Origin of the sequence: Bradyrhizobium sp. WSM1417 (genome assembly GCF_000515415.1) — a bacterium.
Taxonomy (GTDB): Bacteria; Pseudomonadota; Alphaproteobacteria; order Rhizobiales; family Xanthobacteraceae; genus Bradyrhizobium.
The window spans coordinates 6,861,856-6,885,409 of sequence record NZ_KI911783.1; the positions used below are offsets into that span (position 1 = coordinate 6,861,856).

At 65.1% G+C, this 23,554-nt stretch carries 19 protein-coding genes; 8 read left to right on the forward strand and 11 right to left on the reverse strand.

The annotated features are described in order from the left end of the window. The first annotated feature begins 7 nt into the window (after positions 1 to 7). Positions 8 to 1,879, forward strand: a complete 1,872-nt coding sequence (locus tag BRA1417_RS0133625; protein ID WP_027519549.1) for a ferrous iron transporter B — start codon at positions 8 to 10, stop codon at positions 1,877 to 1,879. 193 nt (positions 1,880 to 2,072) lie between these two features. Here BRA1417_RS0133625 and BRA1417_RS0133630 read toward each other — a convergent pair whose 3' ends face one another. Then, positions 2,073 to 3,248 (reverse strand): GAF domain-containing sensor histidine kinase, encoded by a 1,176-nt coding sequence (locus tag BRA1417_RS0133630; RefSeq protein WP_027519550.1) that lies wholly within the window; start codon positions 3,246 to 3,248, stop codon positions 2,073 to 2,075. Between the two features lie 142 nt (positions 3,249 to 3,390). Here BRA1417_RS0133630 and BRA1417_RS0133635 point away from each other — a divergent pair, with 142 nt between their 5' ends. Then, the gene (locus BRA1417_RS0133635; protein ID WP_027519551.1) at positions 3,391 to 3,888 is read left to right on the forward strand and encodes a GNAT family N-acetyltransferase; all 498 of its coding nucleotides are present in this window, start codon (positions 3,391 to 3,393) and stop codon (positions 3,886 to 3,888) included. Between the two features lie 15 nt (positions 3,889 to 3,903). On the opposite strand, the gene BRA1417_RS0133640 is transcribed toward BRA1417_RS0133635, so the two are convergent. The 5 genes from BRA1417_RS0133640 to BRA1417_RS0133660 form a co-directional block, all read right to left on the reverse strand. Then, positions 3,904 to 4,389 (reverse strand): YkgB family protein, encoded by a 486-nt coding sequence (locus BRA1417_RS0133640; protein WP_027519552.1) that lies wholly within the window; start codon positions 4,387 to 4,389, stop codon positions 3,904 to 3,906. 270 nt (positions 4,390 to 4,659) lie between these two features. Next, entirely contained in the window at positions 4,660 to 4,902 is a 243-nt protein-coding gene (locus BRA1417_RS0133645; RefSeq protein ID WP_027519553.1) for a hypothetical protein, read from the reverse strand. Positions 4,903 to 4,960: 58 nt separating this feature from the next. Next, positions 4,961 to 6,079: a DUF2336 domain-containing protein gene (locus BRA1417_RS0133650; RefSeq protein ID WP_027519554.1), complete on the reverse strand. Its 1,119-nt coding sequence runs from the start codon at positions 6,077 to 6,079 to the stop codon at positions 4,961 to 4,963. A gap of 399 nt (positions 6,080 to 6,478) precedes the next feature. Next, positions 6,479 to 10,108 carry an AsmA-like C-terminal region-containing protein gene (locus BRA1417_RS0133655; protein ID WP_027519555.1) on the reverse strand — a complete coding sequence of 1,210 codons (3,630 nt, stop codon included), beginning with the start codon at positions 10,106 to 10,108 and terminating at the stop codon, positions 6,479 to 6,481. Positions 10,109 to 10,248: 140 nt separating this feature from the next. Beyond that, positions 10,249 to 11,478, reverse strand: coding sequence for a cytochrome P450 (locus tag BRA1417_RS0133660; RefSeq protein WP_027519556.1), 1,230 nt, complete (start codon positions 11,476 to 11,478; stop codon positions 10,249 to 10,251). 129 nt (positions 11,479 to 11,607) lie between these two features. Here BRA1417_RS0133660 and BRA1417_RS0133665 point away from each other — a divergent pair, with 129 nt between their 5' ends. From BRA1417_RS0133665 to BRA1417_RS0133675, 4 genes are all read left to right on the forward strand, one after another. After that, on the forward strand, positions 11,608 to 12,219 hold the full coding sequence (locus tag BRA1417_RS0133665) for a TetR/AcrR family transcriptional regulator (protein WP_027519557.1): 612 nt from the start codon (positions 11,608 to 11,610) through the stop codon (positions 12,217 to 12,219). 181 nt (positions 12,220 to 12,400) lie between these two features. Beyond that, positions 12,401 to 12,937 (forward strand): hypothetical protein, encoded by a 537-nt coding sequence (locus tag BRA1417_RS43265; RefSeq protein ID WP_084462367.1) that lies wholly within the window; start codon positions 12,401 to 12,403, stop codon positions 12,935 to 12,937. A gap of 60 nt (positions 12,938 to 12,997) precedes the next feature. Beyond that, on the forward strand, positions 12,998 to 13,351 hold the full coding sequence (locus BRA1417_RS43270) for a hypothetical protein (protein WP_084462369.1): 354 nt from the start codon (positions 12,998 to 13,000) through the stop codon (positions 13,349 to 13,351). A 22-nt stretch (positions 13,352 to 13,373) separates the two neighbouring features. Further along, the gene (locus BRA1417_RS0133675; protein WP_018454312.1) at positions 13,374 to 13,796 is read left to right on the forward strand and encodes a hypothetical protein; all 423 of its coding nucleotides are present in this window, start codon (positions 13,374 to 13,376) and stop codon (positions 13,794 to 13,796) included. 75 nt (positions 13,797 to 13,871) lie between these two features. On the opposite strand, the gene BRA1417_RS0133680 is transcribed toward BRA1417_RS0133675, so the two are convergent. Beyond that, positions 13,872 to 14,327 carry a hypothetical protein gene (locus BRA1417_RS0133680; protein WP_027519558.1) on the reverse strand — a complete coding sequence of 152 codons (456 nt, stop codon included), beginning with the start codon at positions 14,325 to 14,327 and terminating at the stop codon, positions 13,872 to 13,874. 116 nt (positions 14,328 to 14,443) lie between these two features. Continuing rightward, positions 14,444 to 15,109, reverse strand: coding sequence for a MarR family winged helix-turn-helix transcriptional regulator (locus BRA1417_RS0133685; RefSeq protein ID WP_245286309.1), 666 nt, complete (start codon positions 15,107 to 15,109; stop codon positions 14,444 to 14,446). Positions 15,110 to 15,128: 19 nt separating this feature from the next. On the opposite strand from BRA1417_RS0133685, the gene BRA1417_RS0133690 reads away from it, so the two are divergent. Continuing rightward, on the forward strand, positions 15,129 to 15,962 hold the full coding sequence (locus BRA1417_RS0133690) for an alpha/beta fold hydrolase (protein ID WP_245286375.1): 834 nt from the start codon (positions 15,129 to 15,131) through the stop codon (positions 15,960 to 15,962). 57 nt (positions 15,963 to 16,019) lie between these two features. Next, positions 16,020 to 16,823, forward strand: coding sequence for an isocitrate lyase/phosphoenolpyruvate mutase family protein (locus BRA1417_RS0133695; protein WP_027519561.1), 804 nt, complete (start codon positions 16,020 to 16,022; stop codon positions 16,821 to 16,823). Between the two features lie 30 nt (positions 16,824 to 16,853). Here the strand turns inward: BRA1417_RS0133695 and BRA1417_RS0133700 are convergent, their stop codons facing one another. From BRA1417_RS0133700 to BRA1417_RS0133710, 3 genes are all read right to left on the reverse strand, one after another. Next, a complete protein-coding gene (locus tag BRA1417_RS0133700) occupies positions 16,854 to 19,439 on the reverse strand; it encodes an EAL domain-containing protein (protein WP_027519562.1) in 2,586 nt (861 codons plus the stop codon). A gap of 152 nt (positions 19,440 to 19,591) precedes the next feature. Next, a complete protein-coding gene (locus tag BRA1417_RS0133705) occupies positions 19,592 to 20,884 on the reverse strand; it encodes an MFS transporter (protein ID WP_156949246.1) in 1,293 nt (430 codons plus the stop codon). A 264-nt stretch (positions 20,885 to 21,148) separates the two neighbouring features. Further along, a complete protein-coding gene (locus BRA1417_RS0133710) occupies positions 21,149 to 23,539 on the reverse strand; it encodes an EAL domain-containing protein (RefSeq protein WP_035968987.1) in 2,391 nt (796 codons plus the stop codon). Positions 23,540 to 23,554 lie beyond the last annotated feature (15 nt).

Here is a 23,554-nt window from a genome sequence, read left to right on the forward strand (position 1 = left end):
CAACTTCATGGAATTGCCCTTACTTCATCTCGCCCTGGTCGGCACGCCAAACAGCGGCAAGACCTCGCTGTTCAATGCGCTGACCGGCAGCCGGCAGAAGGTCGCGAACTATCCCGGCGTCACCGTCGAGCGCAAGGAAGGATTCTTCGTCACCCCGTTGGGCCGCCAGGTCTCCGTGGTCGACCTGCCCGGCACCTATTCGCTGCGCGGCCGCAGCCCGGACGAGGAGATCACCCGCGACTTCGTGCTCGGCAAGGCCACCGGCGAGACCCTGCCCGACCTCGTGCTGTGCGTGGCGGATTCCACCAATCTGCGCCTGACCATCCGCCTGCTGCTCGAGCTCAAGCGCACCGGCCGGCCGATGATCCTCGTGCTCAACATGTTCGACATCGCGACCCGCCGCGGCATCACTGTCGACGTCGAGCGGCTCGCCAAGGAGCTCGGCGTGCCCGTGGTCACCTCGATCGCGGTGCGCAAGGGGGGCACGGCCGACCTGCTGTCGCTGACCGACGAGATTTCGGCAAAGCTCGCCGCCGAGCCGGGAGAGAACAATTGGCGGGCGCTCAGCGTGGCCGATCTGCGCGCCACCCAGCGCGAAGCCGACCGCATCATCGCCGATTGCGTCAGCCTTCCCAGCCGGCCCGACACCTGGACCGCGCGGATCGACGCGATCGTGCTGCATCCCGTCGGCGGGCTGATCGTGCTCGCGGCGATCCTGTTCGTGATGTTCCAGGCGGTGTTCGCCTGGGCGCAGCCGCTGATGGAGCTGCTCAACTCGGGCTTCGACTCCCTCGGCGAGTTCGTGCACGCCACCCTGCCCGCCGGCTTGCTGCAGAGCTTCCTTCAGAACGGCGTGATCTCAGGCGTCGGCAGCGTCATCGTGTTCCTGCCGCAGATCATCATCATCTTCCTCTTCATCCTGCTGCTGGAAGATTTCGGCTACATGGCGCGTGCCGCGTTCCTGATGGACCGCATCATGGGCGGCGCCGGCCTGCACGGCCGCGCCTTCATTCCGCTGCTGTCAAGCTTTGCCTGCGCCATCCCCGGCATCATGGCGACGCGCGTGATCGACAACAAGCGCGACCGGCTGACCACGATCCTGATCGCGCCGCTGATGACCTGCTCGGCACGCATTCCCGTCTACACGCTGATCATCTCCGCCTTCATTCCGGCAAAGGAAGTCTGGGGCTTCATCAACCTCCAGGGCCTCGTGATGTTCGGCCTCTACGCGGCCGGCATCATCAGCGCGCTTGCCGTCTCGTTCCTCATCAAATTCTTCATGCTGCGCGACTATGCGCCGGCGCCGTTCATGCTGGAGCTGCCGGACTACAAGATGCCGCGGCTGAAATCGATCGCGATCGGCGTCTATACGCGTGCCAAGATGTTCCTGCACCGCGCCGGCACCACGATCTTCTCGATGATGGTGCTGATCTGGTTCCTTGCCTCGTTCCCGCAGCCGCCCGCGGGCGCAACCGAACCGGCGATCGACTTCAGCCTGGCTGCGATCATCGGCAAGGCGCTCGAACCGCTGCTGGCGCCGGTCGGCTTCAATTGGCAGATCGCGGTCGCGCTGATCCCGGGCATGGCGGCGCGCGAGGTCGCGGTCGCAGCACTCGGCACCGTCTATGCGATCGAAGGCGGCAAGGAAGCGGCCGAGCAGATCGGCCAGGTGCTGGCGACGAAATGGTCGCTCGCGACCGCGCTGTCGATGCTGGCCTGGTACATCTTCGCCCCGCAATGCGCATCCACGCTGGCCGTGATCCGGCGTGAGACCGGAAGCTGGACCTGGATGGCCGTCACCTTCTTCTACATGCTGGTGCTGGCCTATGCCGCGAGCCTTCTGACCTACAATGTCGCGGTCGCGTTCGGGGCGGGATAGCCCCTCTCGAAACTAAAAGCGCGAAAACAACCCCATGCACAGTAGACGGGGGTCGTGAAATCAATGGCTTACGCGTGTGCTAAAATCAGCTGACCGTAGCTGGCCAGAAGCAACGCCGGCACACAAGGCCGGTTGCGCCGTCGGGCAAAACAGGCGCATGATGGTATTGTCAGAGAATTGGCGCGGCGTTCTGTCAGCCACCGCCCGGTCCCGCCGGGAACGACGCGGTGAACACCGTTTCATCCCGTATCGACGACGCGACGATCAATCCACCATGGGCGCGCGCGATCTCCTGGGCGATGTACAATCCGAGCCCAAGCCCTTTCTGGTTCGGCAGAACGTCGCCACGATCGAACGCAGTGAAAAGGCGCGGGATCGCATCAGCCGGAATTGGCGCACCTTTGTTGACAACGCTGATGTCGAAGCCAGCGCCGGTCGCCTGCGCCAGCACCCTGATCGGCTCGCTGGCGGCACCATAGGAAATCGCGTTGCCTAGAAGATTGGACAGCATCTGGCCTATGCGGTCGGCGTCGATTCTCACACTCACCGGAACGTTGACGACCGTTTCGATGACGCGATCCGGATGCACGTTCTCGAACTCCGCGACGATCTGCTTGATGACAGGCTCGAGTGGCTGTTCTTTCAGCTTGAGCTGCATGCCGGCGCCGAGCCGCGCGCGGGCGAAGTCCATGACATTGTCGATCAGGCCCGCCATCCGGGCCACGCTTCCCTGCAGCAGGTTGATCCAGTTCTTGCCCTCGTCATCGACCTTCTTGTTCAGAAGTCGCAGCCCGCCCTGGATCGAGGCGAGAGGGTTTCTGAGGTCGTGACCGAGCACGGCGATGAACTGCTCGCGCAGTTCAGCATTGCGTTGTTCCAGCGCGAGCCTGTTCTCGATCAGTTCGACGCGCTCGGCCGCATCGAGGTGAGACGCGATCAGCTCAGCAAACAGCTTGAACATGCCGATGATCTCGGGGGTCCGAAGCTTGCGCGGCTTCGGATCGATCGCGCAAAGAGTTCCGAAGAATGAACCGTCGGGGAGAATGATCGGCACGGAGATGTAGCTTTGGAGGCCATATTGCGCAGGCGTGTGATGCGTGCAGTACGCGGCGTCTTCACTGACATTCTCGATGACAACCGCCTCGCGGCTCTGCCGGATCTCATGGCAGATCGTGGTCTCGACCTTGAGCTCGTCACCGGGCTTCAGCCCGAACTCAAGTTCGTCACGCGAGGCACATGTGATCCACCTGTCCTCGGTGACGCGGGCAACGGCGGTAAACCCCATGCCCGTGGTCCGGCTGACCACGTCCAGGATGGTCGAGACCGCAGCGATCCCGCTGACCTTGGCTATGTCGCGCTCGAAATCCATTGCCACTCCGCGTCGGAACTTCGCCGGACGACTGTCACCCCCACGAAAGCGCGTCCTTGCAATGGTAAGAAGCACTGCCAGCCAAGTTCTTCCGCGTCAATGTTACTCGACGCTCCGCCTTGGAAGGGGCTATCTGTTCCCAATGGAACGTTTCAGCACGGCTAGGCTAACCGCCGAGAGACTTCGTGAGGATCACCTCGCGCACCTCGTCGCATTGCATCTCGATGCGGACGTGTCGCGCTATCTCGGCGGCGTCCGTTCGGCGGAGAGGACCAAGACCTATCTCGATGCGAATATCGCGCATTGGGACCAGCATGGCTTCGGGCTGTGGGTGCTGCGAACGAAAGACGGGGCATTCGCCGGGCGGGCGGGCATCCGGCACATCCTGGTGGACGATATCGACGAGATCGAGATTGCCTACGCGTTCAAGCGCGAATGCTGGGGCCGCGGCCTTGCAAGCGAGACCGCGACCGCGCTGACCGATATCGGACTGCTACACCACGAGCTGCCCTCCCTCATCGGCCTGGTCTATGCCGACAATGGTGCATCGCGCCGCGTTCTGGAGAAAGCCAACTATCTCCTCGAGCGACGCACGTTCCGTCACGGCGAGAACGGCGTTCTCTACCGGATTCGTCGATGAGAGACGGCCTGACGATCACTCCGTGCGCAGCCGGACAACCGATCGCGGCAGGGAGGCCAGAAACAACACCGCGCACACGCACAGCAGGACGATGTCCTTGAACAGAAATTCGCCGGTCAGATTCCACGCCATCGGATCGGATGAAAGGCTCCATTTGACGACGCCGGGCGTCGTGAAAAAGAAGGACCAGGTGATCGCAAAGGTCACCACGCCCATGAATGAACCGAGCGCGGACGAAACCGGGCTGAAGCTGCCTGCCGCGAGCAGCGCCGCAATCACGAATTCAGCGACACCGAGGACATAGGCCTCTCCCCTCAGGCCGAATACCGACAGCCAGGAGACGAACGGGCTGTTGCTGATGAACTGGGCGATGCCCTGCGCAGATTGCGGCGTGAATTTCTGCATGCCAAACGATACGAAGATGATCACCATGACCCAGCGCAGAATGGCAAGAGGACGATAGGAACCGCCCCCGACCTCAGCGACGTTGAACTCTTTCATCCGACCATGTCTCCCCGGTTTCACATCCATCAGCTCTGCGAGACTACGCTCGCTGAAGGCTGTACGAAGAGGAGCTTCCGTCGTTACCCGCGTCGGCAGGTTCCGGAGATCACAGCTGCGTGCGATGCGCGTGACCGCGCCATGCCCGCGCGGTCTGGGGCTGTCGGCGCGTTATTGTGCCATTGAAGGAGCGACGGCGGTGCCCTGCGCTCGCAATGACGGTGTGGAAACAACCGCGATCGCGCGGATGGAGCGGAGGCCTGCGGCGTCTTACCTGAAATAGCCCAGCACGAGATCGACATCCGCGCTGCCGGCTACGGTGCCGTTCAGCTCGGCGTCGATAACGCGGCGGCAGGCTTCAATCGCAGCGTGGTCGCCGAGGTCGTTGGCGGCTTCCAGCACGAGCCAGGCGGCATCGACCGAGGCCTGGTCCGCTGCTCCGCCGCCGATCTCGCCGGCTGCGGCCTTGTTGAGGTTCTTCTTGCGAACTGCGGTGCCGAATTGAGGCAACATTGCAAATACTCCCTGCCAATTCCCGGATGATGCTCGGTGTACCTGTTCGGTGTACCGCTCAGTGCACCTGCAGCTCGGGCTGACGACCCGTGACGGGATCGGTGCCGGTCTTGCGCGACTGGTAGAACTTCAAGACGCTGCGCGAGGTCTCGATCTTGAGCTTGCCGAAATCGCGCTCGTTGTCGTGGAGCTCGCGCGCCGTGATCAGATGATCCTTGGCGCCGAGGAACAGCAGCGACATGGTGGTGTCCCAGGAGAAGTCGAGCGCCTTGCACAGCACCAGGATCATCTCGCGATTGCGGTCCATCATCGCGCGCTCGATCACGTCGACCGGCAGCGACGACAGCAGCGACAGGCCGATCTGCACCTCGTCGAAGCGGTGCTGGCGCGCATAGTTCGAGATCGAGTCCTGGTTGAGGTTGCCCTGCCGGTACTGCGTCGTCACCACGCGCTTGGCGACGAAATAGCTGCGCGAGGACGGGCCGAACTTGGAGTGCAGATCGCCGGTGACGTCGCTTACCGAGCTCTGGATCTGCGCCATCATTTCCGGGCGCTCGTGCTCGAGCCGGCGGCGGACGTCTTCTGACGCCTTCGAGATCAGCTGCTGGAAGATGTGGCGCGGCACGTCCTTGCGCAGGCCAAGCTGCTCGGCAAGAATCGAGTCACCCTCGGCGCGCCGGACCATATGCAGAAGGCCCGAGCCGGAGAAACGCGCGCCCTCATTCCGGGCAACCGACGTCACGACCTCCTGGTCGCCGCGCTTGACCAGCACGTCGGTGACGGCCTCGCCGATCGACTTGCGCTGGGCGATCGCGAGCAGATGCGACTGGCTCTTGGTCATGGCGCTCTCGACCAGCAGCTTCTCGTCGATCCGATTGGAGTCGCGCAGCACGGGACCGGCGACCTCGATCTCGTCGGCGCTCGCGAGTTGCGCAATGACATTGAGCGGAGCGTGATCGCAGGCTGCCATCACCTCGGAGAGTTGCACTCGCGCGGCAACTTCAATCTCGTCGGCGAGCCGGCCGATGACCTCGCCGAACGTGCTGATCTCGTCGTCGCTGTAGCGGCCGGTGATCAGAATGTCGGTCGCATGCCATAACGCCTTGGTCCGGCTTTCGTCGGTGCCACGTGCGATCGCGTCGTCCAGATCCTGCAGAAGTGTTGTCGCGCCGTTCATCCCGATGACCCCAGTTCTTGGCTAGCCATCCTGCTTGTGCCGGCAGGACGCCGAGTTCCTCTGGGAACAGAGACTAGGGAACAAACGCGAGAATCCGGTAAAGTCGGCAGATCAGTTTTGCCGGGGAAAATTCGTTAAAATGCGAGGCAATGAGTTTACCGGTGAAGCTGCAGCCATCCTTCGAGACGCCCGCCTACGGCGGGCCCTCAGGATGAGGAATGAGTATGCGGCAGCATTTCAACGGAGACCGTTTCAGCTAAGCCTCATCCTGAGGAGACCGCGAAGCGGTCGTCTCGAAGGACGAGGCGCTCGCTCAGGCGGCGCTGAGACGTCATTTGCAATAGCCCTGCCCGCAAGCGGGAGAGGTTAAGAAGGCCAGCAGCCCGACCTCCAAACCAATCACGGATTTGACGGCGTCAGCACCAGCGGCGGCTTGGGCTTGGGCTTTGCGGGCGGCGGACCGGGGGCCGGCCTCACGTCGATCGGCGGAGGCAGCGGCGCGATCTGCGTGCTTGCAAGCGGCGGGCTTGGGGCCGCGGGAGCGGCCTGCGGCGCCTTCGGTGTCGGCGCGACCCTGATATCGGCCTTGGGCTTCGGCGGCGGCGCGCGGCGCGGATCGCGGCCGGGCATGGGCACATCCTGCAGCGACGGCTCCGGCATCGGATCTGGCGACACCAGGGTCGGCAATGCGGCGGTCGCCGGCGGCGGCTCGCCGCGCTCGATGGCGTCCAGCCGGCGCGTCTCGCGATCGATCGTGCGCACCGCGAGCCAGGACGACAGCGGCCCGAGATCGACGGTGCGGTTGAGCCTGTCGGGGGGACCGGCCGCGAACAGCTGGATCTCCGGCGGCGCGCCGGAGAGCCCGGTCATGATCGGCGTCAGGCTGGCGCGGATGTCGGCCTGGTCGGCGGGGATGTCGTAGCCGCCGGAGACGATGGCACGCGCGTTCTTCGCCTCTAGCGACGTTGCGCCGACGCGCAGGCGCCCGTCGCGGATCGTGAACGGGATCTGCGCCGAGGCCACTGCAATCGGACCCGCCGACAGCGCGGGCTCGACCAGCTGCCGCAGCCGGTTGTCGTCGGCAATTTGGCCGCCGTCGCTGGCGCGGATGGCGATCTCGAAGGCGCGCGGATTGAGGCCGGAGATTTCAGCGGATTCGAGCGTCACCGTGCCGTTGCCGGCGAGCGCGCCGGTGAGGGCCGCGACGCTGCGGCCCTGGCTCGTCAACGCCATCTGCGCCGAGGCACGTCCCTTCGGCAGCGCGAGGTCGCGATAGCGCAGCGCCGCCGCATCGACATTGCCGAGCTCGATGCGCGCGTTCAACGTCAGACCGTTGGCGCCATTGCGCGCATCGAGGCTCGCCGACATCTCGCCGCCGCCGACGCCGCCCTTCATTGCGTCGAGCGCGAGCGACTGCCCGTCGCTCCGGATCGTACCGCCGAAGGGGCGCAGCTCGATGCCGCCGGGCAACGTGCCGTGCAACGCCTGGAAGGCGACGCGGCCGCGCCAGCCGCCGAGAAGCCCGGCACTCAACGGCGCATTGGCATCGTGTCCGGCCGCGCCGATGGCCATCGCGAGCGCCGGCACGAGGTCGAGCGAATCGAGGCCGACTTCGCCGTCGACGGTCTTCTCCTGATCGAGCGTCACCGCCAGATGACCGCGCAAATGCGAGCCGGCCACGGTGCTGTCGAGATCGTTGAAGGTCAGGCGGTTGCCGGAGAGGCCGACGCGCGAGGACAGATTGACGCTCTGCACGGATTTATCGGCAGGGCTGGTGCCGAACAGCGGGGCCAGATTGGCGTTGCGCACGCGCAAATTCACGCTGCCTTTCGGCTCCGACAATTCGACGGTGCCTTGTGCGTCCGCGTCCAGCCCGCCGCCGCTGAGCTTTGCAGTCAATTGCAGCTGATGACGCCACGCACCGCTCAAGCGGCCTTCGAACTGCGAAGCGCCCTCGCCTGCGGCGACCACGCGATCGAGCCCGAGCAAGGCCAGCAGCGCACTTCCCTGTGGTGTCGAGACTTTCGAATCCAGCGTGAAGTCGCTGTTGCGCAAGCGGTCGATATCGATGCCGTTGACGGCGGCGACCGGCGTCTGCGCGGCCAGCGTCGCGGTGGCCTTGAGCTGCGGCGCGTCGAGCTCGATTACCGCGCGCGCGTCGTTGCGATCGGCATGCTCGGCGTTCTTGTCGAGGCTGAGATCGAGCTTGAGGCGGATCGCACCTGGCAGCGATGGGATGGCGTCGAAGCGCGCGCGCACCGACGGTGCAAACGGCTCGAGCAGTGCGGTGAGATCGCGCAGCGAATTGGCGGAGGATTTCAGCGCGAGCTTGCCAGTGGCCTTGGCGCGGTCGAAGCTGCCGCTCGCTTCCGTGGTCACGCCGCTGGCCTGACCGAACCGCAACTGCTCCAGCGAGAGCGATGCCGGGCCGTAGCCGAGTTTTGCAGTGAACGGCCGTAGCTCCTGCCCGGCCGAGATCGCGCGGCCGATATCGAGCGAAAGCTTCGCTTCCTCCGGCCATTCGCCCTGCGGCCCCGAAAGCGCCCGCACAAAACTTGCGGCGGCATCGAGGTCGAGGCGATCCGCCTTGAGCTCCGCGTCGATCCGCGAGCCCTTGCTCGCGCCGGTTTGGACGAAAGCGATGCGGCCTTCGACCGCGCCGCCCTCGATGTCGGCCTTCAACCTGTCGATGGCGAAATGGTTGGCGGCGATGGTCACGTCCCCGGCAAGGCGTAGCGGCCGCGTGCTGCGGCGGTTGACTTCGTTGCGGCCCTGGAGCCAGGCCACCAGCGTATCGGGATCGGCGGAATCGACGCTGAGACGGCCGCTGAAACTGTCGGCGCCGGGCGTCGCGCCGTTGAGCGAGAGCTGCGTCTGGCCCGGCGCGCGCAGCTCGAGCCGCTGGAAGGTCCAGGACCGTCCGTCGGTCGCAAGCTCGGCCGTGATGTTCTGGAGCGGCCGGCCGCCGAGCATGATCTGGTCGGAGTTGAACTCGATCTGCGCCGGGATCGGCGCCTGCGGGATTGCGGCGAGCCCCGCACGGAGCGCCGGAAGGATGCGCTGCGGCTCGGTATCGTTCCTGGCCGTGAGCTTGTCGGCGTCGACCTGGCGCGCCGACAGCACCGCACGCAGCAGCGGCGACGCCCCGAACCTGATATCGCCGACGCCGCCGAGCTTCAGCGCGGAATCTTCGGGCCCGAAGCTGGCATCGACCTGCTCGAACTTGGCGCCGGCCGGATCGGCCTTGAGTTTCGTCGTGAGCTTCCAGGGCATCGGCCCCGCATCGCCCGGCTTCTTCGGCGCCGGCACCGCGAGTATCAGCGCGCCGTCGAATTTCGGCAGGCGGTTGTCGAAGGCGAGCACGCCTTCGAGATCAGCCAGGATGGCGCGTTCGCCGGGATCGATGTTGAGGTGGAGGCGGGTGGCGTTGCCGTCGGCGCTCGGGCCGGAGGAGACGCGGAACGGATAGCGGACGCCGGTGGCGGTGAAACTGCCGTCGCCCCGGACCGAGCCGGCCAGCGAGCGCACGTCGCCGGAGAAGGCGATGTCGTTGAGCTCCAGCGTCGACCGGCTGGCGGCATCATGCAGGGCGATGCGGCCGGTGAGGTTCAGCCGCTCGATCGCCAGCGAAGCCAGATTGAAGCTGCCGCTCGCGGTGGACGGCAAATCGACCCGCCCGCGCGCGTCGAGGCCGAGATCGACCGCCATGCCGTTGACCGAAAGCTCGGTGGCGCGCCATTCGCCGCGCATCAGCGAGCTCAGGCTGAACTCGACGTCGAGCTTGTCGGCGCGCAGGCGGCCGAGATCATTGTTGCCGCCGAAGGTGACCCCGCGCAGCCGCAGCGTCGGCGCCGGCAAAAGCCGCGCGTCGAGCTCGCCCGCCACCCGCACCGGCACGCCGATGATCCTGCCGGCCTCCGCTTCGAACTGGGGCCTGAACTGGTTCCAGTCGACGAAGTAAGGCCCGATCAGAGCGGCCAGCAGCGCTAAGATAAAGGCAATCGCCAATCCGAGCAGCGTCGTCTGCACGGGTCTCCCCTCGGCCAAACCGGATGCGGGCCTTGCCTGAGCCGCAGGGCCTCAGACGTACCGGAACAGCCCCTTATATAGGGGGAAGTGTGGCGAAGTCACAGCGACTGTTGCGCGCGGAGGTTAACGCCGGCGAGCTGTCACCAGCTCGCGGGCAGCCGCTTCAGGCCGCGCAGCACGAAGGTCGGCCGCCATTCCGGGTTTTCGACGTCGTCGATGCGCAGATCGGGCAGCCGCCGCAACAGCGTGGCGATGGCGATCTCGGCCTCGAGGCGGGCCAATTGCGCCCCCAGGCAGAAATGGATGCCGCCGCCGAACGACAGCGGCCTCACATTCTGGCGGGTCACGTCGAGCCGGTCGGGGCGGTCAGGATAGACCGCCGGGTCGCGGTTGGCCGAGCCCAGCAGGCAGAGCACGGTCTCGCCCTTCGGGATCTTGGCGCCGCCGAGATCGTCGATATCCTCCAGCGCGACCCGCCCGGTCATCTGCACCGAGGAATCGTAGCGCAAGAATTCCTCGATCGCGCCCACCATCAGCTCCGGCCGCGCGTTCAACAGCGCGAGCTGGTCCGGATTGCGATGCAGCGCAAGCAGGCCGTTGCCGATCAGATTGACCGTGGTCTCATGGCCGGCGCCGAACAACAGGATGATGTTGGCGGTCAGTTCCTCGTTGGTGAGCTTGTTGCCGTCTTCCTCGGCCTGCACCAGCTGGGTGATGAGATCGTCGCCGGGGTTTTTGCGACGCAGCTCGAACAGCTGCTGGAAATACATCTGCGCCATCATGTTGCCGGCGTTGCCCTTGGCGATCTCCTCCGGCGAGAGCGGCACGGGGTCGAGCAGCCGTCCGCCGTCGCGCGAGCTGTTATAGAATGTCTCGCGATGGTCCTCCGGGATGCCGAGCATGTCGCAGATGATGGTGACAGGCAGGCGGAAGGCGAAATCCTCGATCAGATCCATGTGGCCGCGATCGATCACGGCATCGATGGTCTGATCGACGATCTCCTGGATGCGTGGCCGCATGTCCTCGACGCGGCGGGCGGTGAAGGCCTTCACGACGAGGCCGCGCAGGCGGCTGTGGTCGGGCGGATCGGCCTGCAGCATCCAGTGGCTCATGCTGCGGAAGACCGGCTCCTCCATGATCTTCTCGCTATAGCGGCGCTTGGAACGCTCGACGAAATCCTTGCCGAAGCGCTTGTCGCGCATCACGAGGCTGACATCGGCATGGCGGCTCGTGACGAACTGGCCGAACGGCGTCACGTGAATCGGATAGATCGCGCGGAGCCGGTCGTAATGCGGATAGGGATCGCGGATGAAGTCCGGCGACAGCGGATTGAACAGCGGACCGCCGGTGCCCTGCACGTGCTCGTTCATGGTGACCTCATATCGGTTGCCGCATGAATCGCATACGCCGGGCAGCCCCTGTTGCGCAGCGTAACCATCCCTGAATTATCTACTCGATACATTGTTGTATCGAGTTGCATTCTGCCCTAACCTGCTCCGATGTCAAGGGTGAGAACCAGGCCGACCAGGGGCGACACGCGCGACAGGCTGTTCGAGGCGGCCGCGCGCGTGTTCGAAGAGGATGGCATCGGCGGCGCCAGCATCGAGGCGATCGCGGCAGCGGCCGGATTCAGCCGCGGTGCGTTCTATTCCAACTTCAAGAGCAAGGACGAGCTGATCATCGCCATGCTCGAGGACCATGTCGCGCAGTCGATCCGGCGCAACATGGACATCCTCGCGCAACACGACAATCTCGACGACTTCATCGCGGCGCTGAAGGCGATGGACCGCACAAGGCAGGATCCGCTCGGCCGCTCGCCGCTGCTGCATATGGAGATGATCCTGTTTGTCGCGCGCGCCGAGAAGCGCCGACCGGAGCTTGCAAAGCGCCTGCGCGCGCGGCGCAAGCTGGTCGCCGACATCGTCGAGGCCACGCTGAAGGGCAACGCGAAGGGCGACACGCTCAATCCGCCCTGGATGGCCTCCGTCGTGCTGGCATTGGAAGACGGCTTTCGCCTGCATCGCCTGATCGATCCGGAGACGACGCCGGCCGACAGCTTTCTGCGCGCGATCACGGATTTGCGGCGCAGGACGGGATTGTCGTCGGACTAGCGCCTTTTTTCAGAACTCCACTGTTCCCGCTCGATCAGTTCGCTGCGCTTCGCAGTTGGAACCTGGCCAGGATCATGCGCGCGCATTTTCCATTTCGTCGCACCCATCCAAGGAACGTTTGTGCGGCCTGCCACTTTATCCCGAGCCTGTTTTGGCAATTTGATCATTGGAGGAGACAACGATGAGGATTCTGAAATTGACTGCGGCCGCAGCTGCGCTGCTGGCCGGTACGGCGCTCGCCGTGGCGCAGTCGAGCTCGACGGTCGGCACGGGCGGCTCGTCAGCCGGCGGCGGCACCAGCAACTCGACCGTCGGCACCGGCGGTTCATCGGCGGGTTCGGGCAGCGGATCGGGTTCGGCTTCGACGCTCGGCACCGGCGGTTCGTCGGCCGGAGGCGGCACCAGCAGTTCGTCGATCGGCACCGGCGGCTCCGCCGCGGGCTCCGGCAGCGGCTCAGGCTCGGCCTCGACGCTCGGCACCGGCGGTTCGTCGGCTGGTGGCGGCAAGAGCTCGTCCAGCGTCGGCACCGGCGGATCTGCGGCCGGCTCCGGCTCCAACTCGGCATCGACGCTCGGCACCGGCGGCTCGTCCGCGGGCGGCGGCAAGAGCGGCTCGACTGTGGGAGCGGCTGGCTCCTCCGCGGGACATGCCAGCGACATGGGCATGGAAAAGGGCAAAGGCCACCACAAGGACGAGATGAAGAAGGACAAGGACTGACATCCCGGCCGGCGGAGCGGCAGCAATGCCGCTCCTTCGTCCTTCCTGAGGAGGACTGGCATGAACAGATCAATCGTTGCGATCGCAGTTTTGACTTTGATAAGCAGCGCCGCTGTGGGGGAAACCATGCAGAAAACCGGCAAGACCGCGTCCGGCGAGACCTGTCGGGTCACGGTGGAAAAACATCCCGACGGCAGCATTACCGCGCTGGGGTCATCGGGTTCAGGCACAACCGGCTCGACCTCATCGAGCGGCTCGCTGTCGAGCTCGAGCTCGGCCGGCGGATCGTCGGTGCACGTCCAGGCCGGTGGCGGCAACGTGTCGAGCTCGTCCTCGACGGCCGGCGGCCCGGGTTCGACCAGCGCCAGCACCGTCACAGTCAACGGCTGCACCATCTCGACATCGTCGCCATAGCAAAAGGATTTCACAGATGAGAATGTTGATCGCGACCTCGTCGGTCGCACTCCTGCTCGCCGCCGCCTCGCCGTTGTCGGCGCAAACCAGCATGACCGGGGGCACCGGGGGCTCGGCTGCGGCCGGCGGCACCTCGGCCAGCACGCTCGGCACCGGCGGCACGTCGACGTCGGGCTCCGGACAGACCGGCTCGTCGATTGCAGCCGGCGGCAGCGCCGCGTCCGCCAACGGCAAGGCGCAGTCCGGCACCAGTATGAACAAGGGCAACGGTCCGGTGCTCAATTCCAATGCGCGCGCGCAGGCGCATGAGGGTGGCACGTTCAGCCGCTCCCACACCCGCACGAAAGTCAAGGCGGGCGAGGAGGTCGGGTCCACCACCAAGACCATGTCGCACGTGCCAGGGTCTAAGCCGACCATGTCGACGACATCGACCAACGTGCGCTGAACCATCCTCACGAGACTGCTGCCCGCAACCTGCGGGCAGTTTTTTCTTTGTGAGCAGATCTTCTTTGTGAGCGGATCAACCGCCGCTCAGCGTACGGCTGACGCGGGTCACGAGCGCATCCCACTGCCGCTTTTCGGCGGCCGGATAGTTGATCAGCACGCAATGCACGTAGCGGCGGCCAAAGTTGCAGCGGTCGTACCAGATCTTGCCGCCCCGGGTGCTGGAGACCACGAAGAAGCGCGGCGTGATGCGCTTGTAGGTGATGCCGGACGGCGGATTCTTGCGCGCCAGGAAAGCGGCCGGTGAGCTGCCGTCGTTGGGAACGGCCTGCACCGTCAAATCCGCGCGGCCGTCGCTGGTCCGGTACTGCATGCCATAGCCGTCGGGCCGACCCGCTTGCTCGGTGAAGATGGATGCGGGAATGTCGACGCTGGTCCCGGTCTCGGGAATGCGATAGCCGCTCCAGCTCTCCGCACGAGCAGCAGCCGGCAAGCTACAGAGCATCACAAGGATGGTGGCGATCTTCTTCATCGTAAGGCCCGGTTTGCGCTGGTGGGCCGACAACGTGGGGAAAAGCCGGACGTTCCTTTCCGTGACGTGAACGCGCGTTGGGCCCAAGCCGGATGATAGCGTCGAGCGCGCGCCCGCTAGCGAGCGCGTTTGCCCTTGTCCGTGGGCAAGGGGCAATTCGTGCAAACGCTGTCGTCGCACATGCGGCAGATCGTGAAGCGATCCATCTCGGACGTATCCTGCCGTGCCAACAACTCATGGAGCAGCGTTTCGAGTCGTTTCGTTTCCGCCGGCGACAGCACATCCAGAAGCGACGCGACCGCCGAAATCCGCGAATTCATCAAATCGTTGCGGGTTGCGGCACCCTTCGCCGTCAGGTGCAGAGCAACCTCGCGGCCATCCTGTCCGGGCCGACGTTCGACCAGCCGGTCCGACACCAGACGGTCCACCAGCCGGACCGTTCCTGAATGCGACAGCCCAAGGATCCGCCGCAGCTTGTCATTGGTCATGCCCTGGCCATAGCCGATGACGACCAGTGCGGCCGGCGTCTCGCCACCGCGGCCTATGACCTCGCGCGCGCCCTGCTCGATCCGATCCATGACGGCGAGCGATAGCGCCCCCAGCAAATTTGCGATTCCGTTTTCCATGAGCCGGACAATATGTGCGGAGCGCACAAAAAACAACTTGACGAATATGTGCGCTCCGCACATATTTCGATCGCGGGGCACGGTGACATGGAGAATGACGATGAATACTGGGAGCGCGGCACGACAAGCGAATGCCCAAGCGAATACCAGAGGCATTGAACCCGCCTTGAAATACGTGCAGGCCAACGGCGTGCGCTTCGCCTATCTCGAACAGGGCGACGGCCCCCTCGTCATGTTCCTGCACGGCTTTCCCGACAATGCCTGGTCGTATCGAAAGCAGCTGCAGGTCTTCGCGGATGCAGGGTATCGTGCGGTTGCGCCGTTCCTGCGTGGCTATGCGCCGACCGAGATTCCGGCGGACGGCATTTTCGATCCCATCGCACTGGGCAAGGATCTTGAAGGCCTCATCGCAGCGCTGAGCGACGACGGACAGGCGCGCGTCGTCGGCATGGATTGGGGCGGCACCTCGACCTTTCAGGCGCTGGCCACGGCGCCATCGGCAATCAAGGCCGCCGTGGTCATGAACACCGCACATCCGATTACAATTTCGAGCATCAGAAGGGATCCGGAGCTCGTTCGAGCCGTCTTCCATGTCTACTTCTTCCAGCTTCCCGGCGCCGAATCCGCGGTCAGTACCCAGGGACTTCCCTTCGTCGACTATCTCTGGAAACTGTGGTCGCCGACATTCAACAATGCCGAGCACATCCGTTCAATCAAGGAGACGCTCAGCTCGCCCGGCACGATGGCCGCCGCGCTTAAATATTACGGAGGTCTGACCGATGCGGGGCTCGCGCGCCGGCTGCCGATCAATGACATGCACACGCCGACGCTGACGATCTATGGCAGCAACGATCCGACAGCGAGGTACTCGGTCAAGGAGGAGCCGCTGTTCAAGGGGCCGCACAAGCGGATTGTCCTGCCCGATGTCGGGCACTTCCCGCACCTCGAGCGTGAGGAAGAAGTCACCGGCCTGATCATGGACTGGTTCAAGACGCACGCGCCCGACTGAACGCAGAGGGCGTGGCCCACAACATCCTTCGATGTTCTCTAATCCGGAGTGCGCGCAATGGACGCCAAGACACAACAGCGATATGCCGAGACGTTTCATGCCCTTCACAGGAAGGGCGATCCGCTCATCCTGTTCAACGCCTGGGACGCCGCCACCGCCAAAGCCATCGCGAAGACCTCTCCGGCCATCGCGACCAGCAGCGGGGCGGTCGCCTCCGCACTTGGATACGCCGACGGAGAAAATGTCCCGCTCGACATGGTGACCGGCCTGGTGTCGCGGATGACTGCGGCCGTGTCTGTTCCAATGTCAATCGATCTGGAGGCCGGATATGGCGACACCCCGGAGGCCGCCGCCAGATCGGCGACCGAGATTTTGAAAGCCGGCGCCGTCGGCATCAATATCGAGGACGGGCTCTCGGGGGGAAAGCGGCAACTGGTCAATCCCGAACGCCATGCCGCCAAGATCAAGGCCGTGCGGCACGCTGCAAAAGATCTGGGAGTTCAGCTGTTCATCAATGCGAGAACGGATCCGTTCTTGCTGAAATTCGGATCGCCAGACGAGTGCATGAACGAAGCGGCAAGGCGCGCGAAGGTCTATGCCGAGGCGGGGGCCGACGGAATTTTCGTACCCGGCCTCACCGATCTCGCTCTCATCGAAAAGTTGGTTCAGCACACGCCTCTGCCGGTCAACATCATGGTGACACAAGGCGTCCCGGCAATCCCGGATCTGGCTCGCGTCGGCGTTCGGCGGGTCAGCCTTGGGCCGTGGCCGATGATGGCCGCGATGCGGATAGTCGGACAGGCCGCGGCCGCGGTCGCCGCGACCAAGCAATACGGCACGTTCCTGCAACCGAGCGTATGAGCCCGAACATCATCGGCCAAAAAGTCGCTTCTACGCCGACCGCTTCACCGCGGTCGCGCCGGCCGGTGCAATGTCGAGACGAGCCAACATCGTCTGCGCCTGCTCGGCGCAGTGCTCGATCAGCCAGCGCTCGAAGGCAACAGGCGCGAGCGCGGGTGCGTAGAGGAAGCCTTGCACGACGTCGCAGCCGAGTTCGGCCAGCACCTTGCGCTGCGCCTCAGTCTCGACCCCTTCGCCGACGACGGTCATGCCGAGGCCCTGCCCGACGCGCACCACGGCGGTGGCGATCGCGAGCGCGCCGGCGTCACGCTCGATGTCGCGCATGAAGCTGCGGTCGATCTTGAGCTCGCGGATCGGCAGATGGGCGAGCCGGCTGAGGCTGGAATAGCCGGTGCCGAAATCGTCCACGGAAAGGCCGACGCCGAGCTCCCGGATCGCGTTCATCGTCTCGAGCGCGGCGACGCTGTCCTGCATGAATGCGCCTTCGGTAATCTCGAGCATCAGCGCATCCGCCGGCAGATCGTATTCGGCGAGGATGTCCTTGAGCCGCGCGGCCAGCGTGACGTTGCGGAAATTGATCGGCGACAGGTTCACCGACACGGATGGAATGTCGAGCCCGGCGCGGCGCCAGCTCGCCATCTGCCGGCAGGCCTCGCGCACCGACCACAGGCCGATCTGCTCGATCAGGCCGCACTCTTCGGCGAGCGGGATGAATTTTGCCGGCGAGACGTCGCCGAGCTCGGCATCGTGCCAACGCGCCAGCGCCTCGACGCCATGGATCGCGCCGTCGCAGCTGCGGATCTGCGGCTGATAGCTGAGGGTCAGATCGCCCTCGGCGACCGCGCGGCGCAGCGCCGCGATCAAGGCCAGCCGCTGCTCGGTGAGCCCGTTCATCTCAGCGCTGAACAGGCGATGGGTCGAGCGGCCGGCCTGCTTGGCCATGTACATGGCCGCGTCCGCCTGCTGCATCAGGGTGTCGATGTCGGTGGCATGATCGGGATAGAGGCTGATGCCGATGCTCGCCGACATCTGCAGCTGCCTGGAGCCGAGCCGCAGCGGCGCGGCCAGCGCTTCGGTGATTCCGGCCGCGACGCGCTCGGCACTCTCGGCGTTGCGCCGCGGCAGCAGGATGACGAACTCGTCGCCGCCGAGCCGCCCCAGCATGTCCTCGGGTCCGATCTGCTCGCGCAGGCGCTGCGCAAGCTGGATCAGGAGCTCGTCGCCAGCGGCATGACCGAGCGTGTCGTTGACGTCCTTGAAATGATCGACGTCGAGGAAGGCCAGCGCGACGTGGCTGCCGGTCGGGCAGGCATCGATGGCGGTGGTGATCAGGCGCCGCAATTGCGCACGGTTCGGCAGGCCGGTGAGGATATCGTGGTAGGCGAGCCGCGCGATCTCGGCGCGCGCCTCCTTACGCTCGATCGCGAAGGCGCCGAGATTGACGCAAGCATCGACGATGCGGCGGTGCCAATTGCTCGGCGCGCGCGGTTCCCGGTAGTAGAAGGCGAAGGTGGCGATGACCCGTCCGTCCTTGGCCTTGACCGGCGTCGACCAGCACGCGCGCAGGCCAATCGCGAGCGGCATCGCCTTGTAGGGCTGCCAGCGCGGATCGGTCTCCAGATCCGTCGCCAGCACCGGCTCGCCGTAGAAGGCCGCGGTTCCGCACGAGCCGACATTGGGGCCGATGGCAACGCCGTCCAGTGCGCGGGAATAGTCCTCGGGCAGGCTTGGGCCGCCGAGCGGATGGATCAGGCCCGCGGCATCGATGTGAAGCAGCGAACAGACGACGTCGGGCGCGATCTGCTCGACACGGCGGCACAGCCGGTCGGCGATCTCGCCGATCGGAACCTCGTCGGCGAGCGCGCCCATGATGAGCTGCTGCAGGGAGTGCAGCTGCTTGGTCTCGGTGATGTCCTCGAGCAGCGCGAAAATGTGCTTGACCTGGCCCTTCCTGTCGCGGAAGGCATCGATGCGAGCGCAGACCCAGATCTCCTCGCCGTCCTTGTCATAGGCGAGCATCTCGACCTCGCCGCGGTGGCCGCCATCCATCAGGCGCTTGACGAGCTTCGCAACGGCCTTGCGATCGGTGTGGCGGCCGGCGAGCAGGCCCCTGGCACGGCGGCCCTCGGCTTCCTCGCTGGTGTAGCCGAACAGCGTCGTGAAGGCGGCATTGACGTAGACGATGTTCTGGTCGGTGTCGGTGACGAGCACCGCGCGGTTGGTCTGGTCCGAGACGGCGTGGAGAAGCCCGATCCTGACGCGGCGTTCGGCGTCCGCGGTGACGTCGCGCGCGAACACGATGCGATAGGCAATGCCGCCACTTGCAATGGATGAAAGCGAGATGGCCGCGCGAATCCGGCTGCCGTCACGGCGCACCAGGCTGATCTCGTCGCGGAACTCCGCAAACGGTTCGGCCTGAAGGCATTTGAGGCTGAGAATTTCGGCGTCGCGGCAGAGCACATCAGCGCGTGCGAGTTTCCAGATCCGCTCCGCACCGGCATTGAAATGCGTGATGCGACGCGCGCTGTCGACGATGACGATGCCCTCGTCGGCGCGTTCGAGCGCGGCCAAAAGCAGTTCCGGAGTTTCTGTCATGGCACAATCGGAGGCAGACATCGCTAGACCCGGAGGCATCGGGAAGATATGGCAAGCGACGCTAGCGCCGCGATGGTGTCCAAGACGTTTTTGCAGCCTCGTTGCACCGCGCCAAGACGCGACATGCTTAACATTCCGCAAAAGAAGCGAAGGTAATCCGCTGCGTACGGAGCCTATTCGGCGCCGACTTCCGCCTGAAGCTTGCCGGCGACGGCGCGCACCTTGCGCGGCGCGGCTCGCCAGATCGAGAGCGCCGACAGCCCGCTTACGATGATGGCAACGCCAAAGGCGAGCGTGTAGTCACCGGCCCGATCGTAAAGCAAGCCTGTGACCCAGGGACCGGCGGCGCCGCCGGCCAATGCCGCCAGCATGATCGTGCCGAAAATGCTGCCCTGGTGCTTGCCCTGAAAAATCTCGAACACCACTGCGCCCATGATCGAGGTCAGGCCGTAGCCGAGCGCGCCTTGCGTGAACACCATGAGATAGACCAGCCACAATGACGGTTGGAATTTCAGGGCCATCAGCGCCGCGAAAGAGATCGCAAAACCCGCGCAGCTGATTGCCCAGACCCATTCCCGCCCGATCCGGTCGGAGACATGGCCGAGCAGGATCTGGCCGGGAATGCCGAGCAGGCTGACGATGCCGAGCGCCCACACCGCGACACCCGGGCTGAAGCCGATGTCGAGCAGGAATTTGGTCTGGTGCACCTGCACCGCGTACCAGATGTACAGGCCGCAGAAATAGCCGAGGGCGATCCACCAGAACCGCGTCGTGGCGACCGCTTTCCGGAGTGTCCATTCGGTCCCGGCCCAGACGGGATCGACGATGTTGGAGGCGGGTCTTGCGGCACCCGCGGCCGGCGCGGCATCGCCGTCAGGTCGCAGGCCGATATCCTCCGGGCGTCGATGCAGGAACAGATTGATCGGCGCCAGCACGATGAGGATCATCAGGCCCATCGCCGTGCAGGCGGTGCGCCACCCGGTCCCTTCGATCATGTGCTGCACCCAAGGCAGCAGCGTCACCGAGCCGATGCCGACTCCGGCGAAGGCGATGCCGATGGCGAGGCCGCGTGTGCGGATGAACCAGTTCGGCAGGAACAGCGACTGGCCGGAATAGCCGAGACACACCGAACCGGCGCCGACCATGACACCGATGGTGACATAGAGATGCCATGGCTGGCTCGTGAGCGGCGCGAGCAGCAGCCCGCCACCCATCAGAACCACGCCGAGCTCCATCACCGCGCGCGGGCCGGCGCGGTCCATCAGCCGGCCGATCAGCGGGCTGACCATGCCCGATACCACGAAGCCGAAGGAAAAGGCGCCCGCGGTGACGCCGCGCTCCCAGCCGAATTCGGAGATGATGGGAGGAAAGAACAGCGAGAAGGCGGTGCGCGCGTTGACGCCGATGGCCATGGTGACGAAGGTCACCGCGACCACGACCCAGCCGTAGAAGAACGGAAGCCGCATTGTGTGTTTCATCCCTGGACGGTCCTTCCGACCATTCGGGACTGTCCGGGTCAAGCGCTTTTCGCGCATGCCCGTGAGTAACGTGATCGCATCAGAAAAAGTACTGGCAAGCACCTCGCCTACGGCCATCCTTCGAGACGCCCGCTCGGGCGGGCTCCTCAGGATGAGGCCGGAGTATGCGGTAGCAGTTCGACGGGCACAATGCCGCTGAGCCTCATCCTGAGGAGACCGCGAAGCGGTCGTCTCGAAGGACGAGGCGGGCGCTCAGGCGGCGTCGCGTTGGGACGGTTTCACGGGCGCGTCGAACAGGATCCGTTCGATTGGGTGCGGCCGGCCGAACAGATAGCCTTGCGCGAAATTGACGCCGAGCGCCTTCAGACGTTCATATTCCTCGCGGGTCTCGACGCCTTCGGCGGTGACCGACATGTCCAGCCCGCGCGCCAGCGTGACGATCGAGGAGATGATGGCGGAGCTGCGCGGCTGATGCGTGAGGTTGCGGATGAACGACTTGTCGATCTTGATCTTGTCGAACGGGAACGCGGTCAGATAGCTAAGCGAGGAATAGCCGGTGCCGAAATCGTCGAGTGCGAGCGCGATGCCGATGCTCTTCAGCCGCTCCATGAAGGCGTGGTTCTCGACGCCGCGTTCCAGCAGCACGGATTCCGTGATCTCGATCTCCAACCGCTGCGGCGGCAGCCCGGAATCCGCGAGCGCCGCGCTGATCATCTCGAACAGCTCGGCCTCCTTGAACTGGATCGGCGACAGGTTGACGGCGACCGCGAGGTCGAACGGCCAGCCGGCCGCGTCCGCGCAGGCGCGTCGCAGCACGAATTCGCCGAGCGGCACGATCAGCCCGGTCTCCTCCGCAAGGGGGATGAACTGGTCCGGCGGAATCAAGCCGCGCGTCGGATGCCGCCAGCGCACCAAGGCCTCGAAGCCGCGCCGCGCGCCGCTGAGGGCGTCGACGAACGGCTGGTAGTGCACCTCGAGCTGGCACCGCGCGATGGCATCGCGCAAATCGCCTTCCAGCGTGCTGCGCGCCTCGAGCTCGGCCGACATCGCCTTGTCGTAGATGGTGAAGCAGTTGCGGCCCGACGATTTAGAGCGGTACAGCGCAAGGTCGGCCTTCTTCAGCAGCTGCTCCTGATCGGTGCCGTGATCGGGCGCGATCGCAATGCCGATGCTGGTGCCGATCTCGACGCGATGTCCGGGAAGAAGGAACGGCTCGGCGACGAGTTTGGCAATCCGCCCCGCCAGTTCGGTCGAGCAGACGCGCTGATCCTCGCAAGCTTCCTGGATGATGGCGAATTCGTCACCGCCGAGCCGGGCCAGCACGTCGCTGGCGCGCAGCGCGGATTTCAGCCGCTGTGCGACCTGACGCAGCAGCGCATCGCCCGCACCGTGACCGAGCGAGTCGTTGACGTTCTTGAAGCGGTCAAGGTCGAGCATCAGGATCGAGAAGGTCGGACCGGCGTCCATCAAACGGCCATTGAGCTGGTCGAGCCGGGCGAGGAAGAAGGCGCGGTTCGGCAATCCGGTCAGGATGTCGGTCTGGGCGAGTTCGAGCACCCGCCGGTTCGCCAGCGACAGCCGCTGCGAATTGCGGCTTGCGAGCATGAGATAGGTCGAAAGCGACAGCGTCAGCAGCATGCCGACGATCAGCACCGCGCCCGCGCGATCGTAAGTCGTCTCCAGCGGACCGCCGGCAGCCGGCACCGCCCGCACCTGCCAATCGGTGTCGCCGATCTTGAGATTGCCCGACCAGTGCACGGCGCGCGCGACGTCCCGCATCGATTGCGGCGCCGTCGCGGCCGACGAATAATCCGGCAGCATGTCCTCCAAACCGACGATCTGCCCCGTAAACGGTGGATAGACGTTGACGCTGACCGCGGGGCTTGCCCCGGTGGTCACGCGAATGGACTGAATCAGCAGCGGCAGGTCGAAGACGCCGACGACGAAGCCGGCGAGATTGCGGCGCCGGTCGACGACCGTGTCGCGCGACGTTCCCTTGGCGTAGACGGGAATGGCGACGAGGACGTCGGGCAACCGGCCCCCCTCCTTCGGTTCGTAGAGGCGGGTGCGAATGGCTGCGATCCGGTCGGTGTCGCGCGCGCGCTCGAGGACCGCGCGGCGTTCCGGAACGGTCGCATAATCCATGCCGTAGACCGAAGACGTCTTCGGCTGGGTCGAATAGAACACCGGAAAATATTCGTCGCTCTGCGGCGCGGTCGCGAATGCATCGCCCTGGAGCGACTTGATGCGATAGCCGGACACGCCGTCCGTGATCGCCGCGGCCTCGTATTCGGCACGCTCCTTGCGGTTCACGCGCGGCACCCAGCCGATGCGCAGCATGCCGGGATGGCGCTCGAACAGGCGGGCGCTGAAGGTCTCGAATTCGCTGCGGGTGATCTCCTGGTTGGTCGATTCGAACAGCGTGCGCAGCGCGACGAGCCTTGAAATGTACTCGCCCATGCCGTTTTGCATGACGATCACTTCGGTCTCGGCCGCGTTCTCGAACTCGATCTTGTTGACGCGGCCTTCCCACCGCGCCACCGCGGCCGCAGCCACCACCGAAAACAGAAGACCGATTCCGACCGCGACGAGCGCAGGGCGATAGAGCCCGAGCAGGGGCGCTGCACGCCACCATCCAGTCATACGTCCCCGATCCTG

Bases quoted from the DNA above. Each gene is read 5' to 3' on its own strand.
- BRA1417_RS0133680 (WP_027519558.1), bottom strand. From the start codon at position 14,327: ATGAAGAAGATCGCCACCATCCTTGTGATGCTCTGTAGCTTGCCGGCT.
- BRA1417_RS0133635 (WP_027519551.1), top strand. From the start codon at position 3,391: ATGGAACGTTTCAGCACGGCTAGGCTAACCGCCGAGAGACTTCGTGAG.
- BRA1417_RS0133625 (WP_027519549.1), top strand. From the start codon at position 8: ATGGAATTGCCCTTACTTCATCTCGCCCTGGTCGGCACGCCAAACAGC.
- BRA1417_RS0133700 (WP_027519562.1), bottom strand. From the start codon at position 19,439: ATGTCTGCCTCCGATTGTGCCATGACAGAAACTCCGGAACTGCTTTTG.
- BRA1417_RS0133710 (WP_035968987.1), bottom strand. From the start codon at position 23,539: ATGACTGGATGGTGGCGTGCAGCGCCCCTGCTCGGGCTCTATCGCCCT.
- BRA1417_RS43270 (WP_084462369.1), top strand. From the start codon at position 12,998: ATGAACAGATCAATCGTTGCGATCGCAGTTTTGACTTTGATAAGCAGC.
- BRA1417_RS0133630 (WP_027519550.1), bottom strand. From the start codon at position 3,248: ATGGATTTCGAGCGCGACATAGCCAAGGTCAGCGGGATCGCTGCGGTC.
- BRA1417_RS0133695 (WP_027519561.1), top strand. From the start codon at position 16,020: ATGGACGCCAAGACACAACAGCGATATGCCGAGACGTTTCATGCCCTT.
- BRA1417_RS0133675 (WP_018454312.1), top strand. From the start codon at position 13,374: ATGTTGATCGCGACCTCGTCGGTCGCACTCCTGCTCGCCGCCGCCTCG.
- BRA1417_RS0133685 (WP_245286309.1), bottom strand. From the start codon at position 15,109: ATGCCTCTGGTATTCGCTTGGGCATTCGCTTGTCGTGCCGCGCTCCCA.
- BRA1417_RS0133645 (WP_027519553.1), bottom strand. From the start codon at position 4,902: ATGTTGCCTCAATTCGGCACCGCAGTTCGCAAGAAGAACCTCAACAAG.
- BRA1417_RS0133665 (WP_027519557.1), top strand. From the start codon at position 11,608: ATGTCAAGGGTGAGAACCAGGCCGACCAGGGGCGACACGCGCGACAGG.
- BRA1417_RS43265 (WP_084462367.1), top strand. From the start codon at position 12,401: ATGAGGATTCTGAAATTGACTGCGGCCGCAGCTGCGCTGCTGGCCGGT.
- BRA1417_RS0133660 (WP_027519556.1), bottom strand. From the start codon at position 11,478: ATGAACGAGCACGTGCAGGGCACCGGCGGTCCGCTGTTCAATCCGCTG.
- BRA1417_RS0133705 (WP_156949246.1), bottom strand. From the start codon at position 20,884: ATGCGGCTTCCGTTCTTCTACGGCTGGGTCGTGGTCGCGGTGACCTTC.
- BRA1417_RS0133640 (WP_027519552.1), bottom strand. From the start codon at position 4,389: ATGAAAGAGTTCAACGTCGCTGAGGTCGGGGGCGGTTCCTATCGTCCT.
- BRA1417_RS0133650 (WP_027519554.1), bottom strand. From the start codon at position 6,079: ATGAACGGCGCGACAACACTTCTGCAGGATCTGGACGACGCGATCGCA.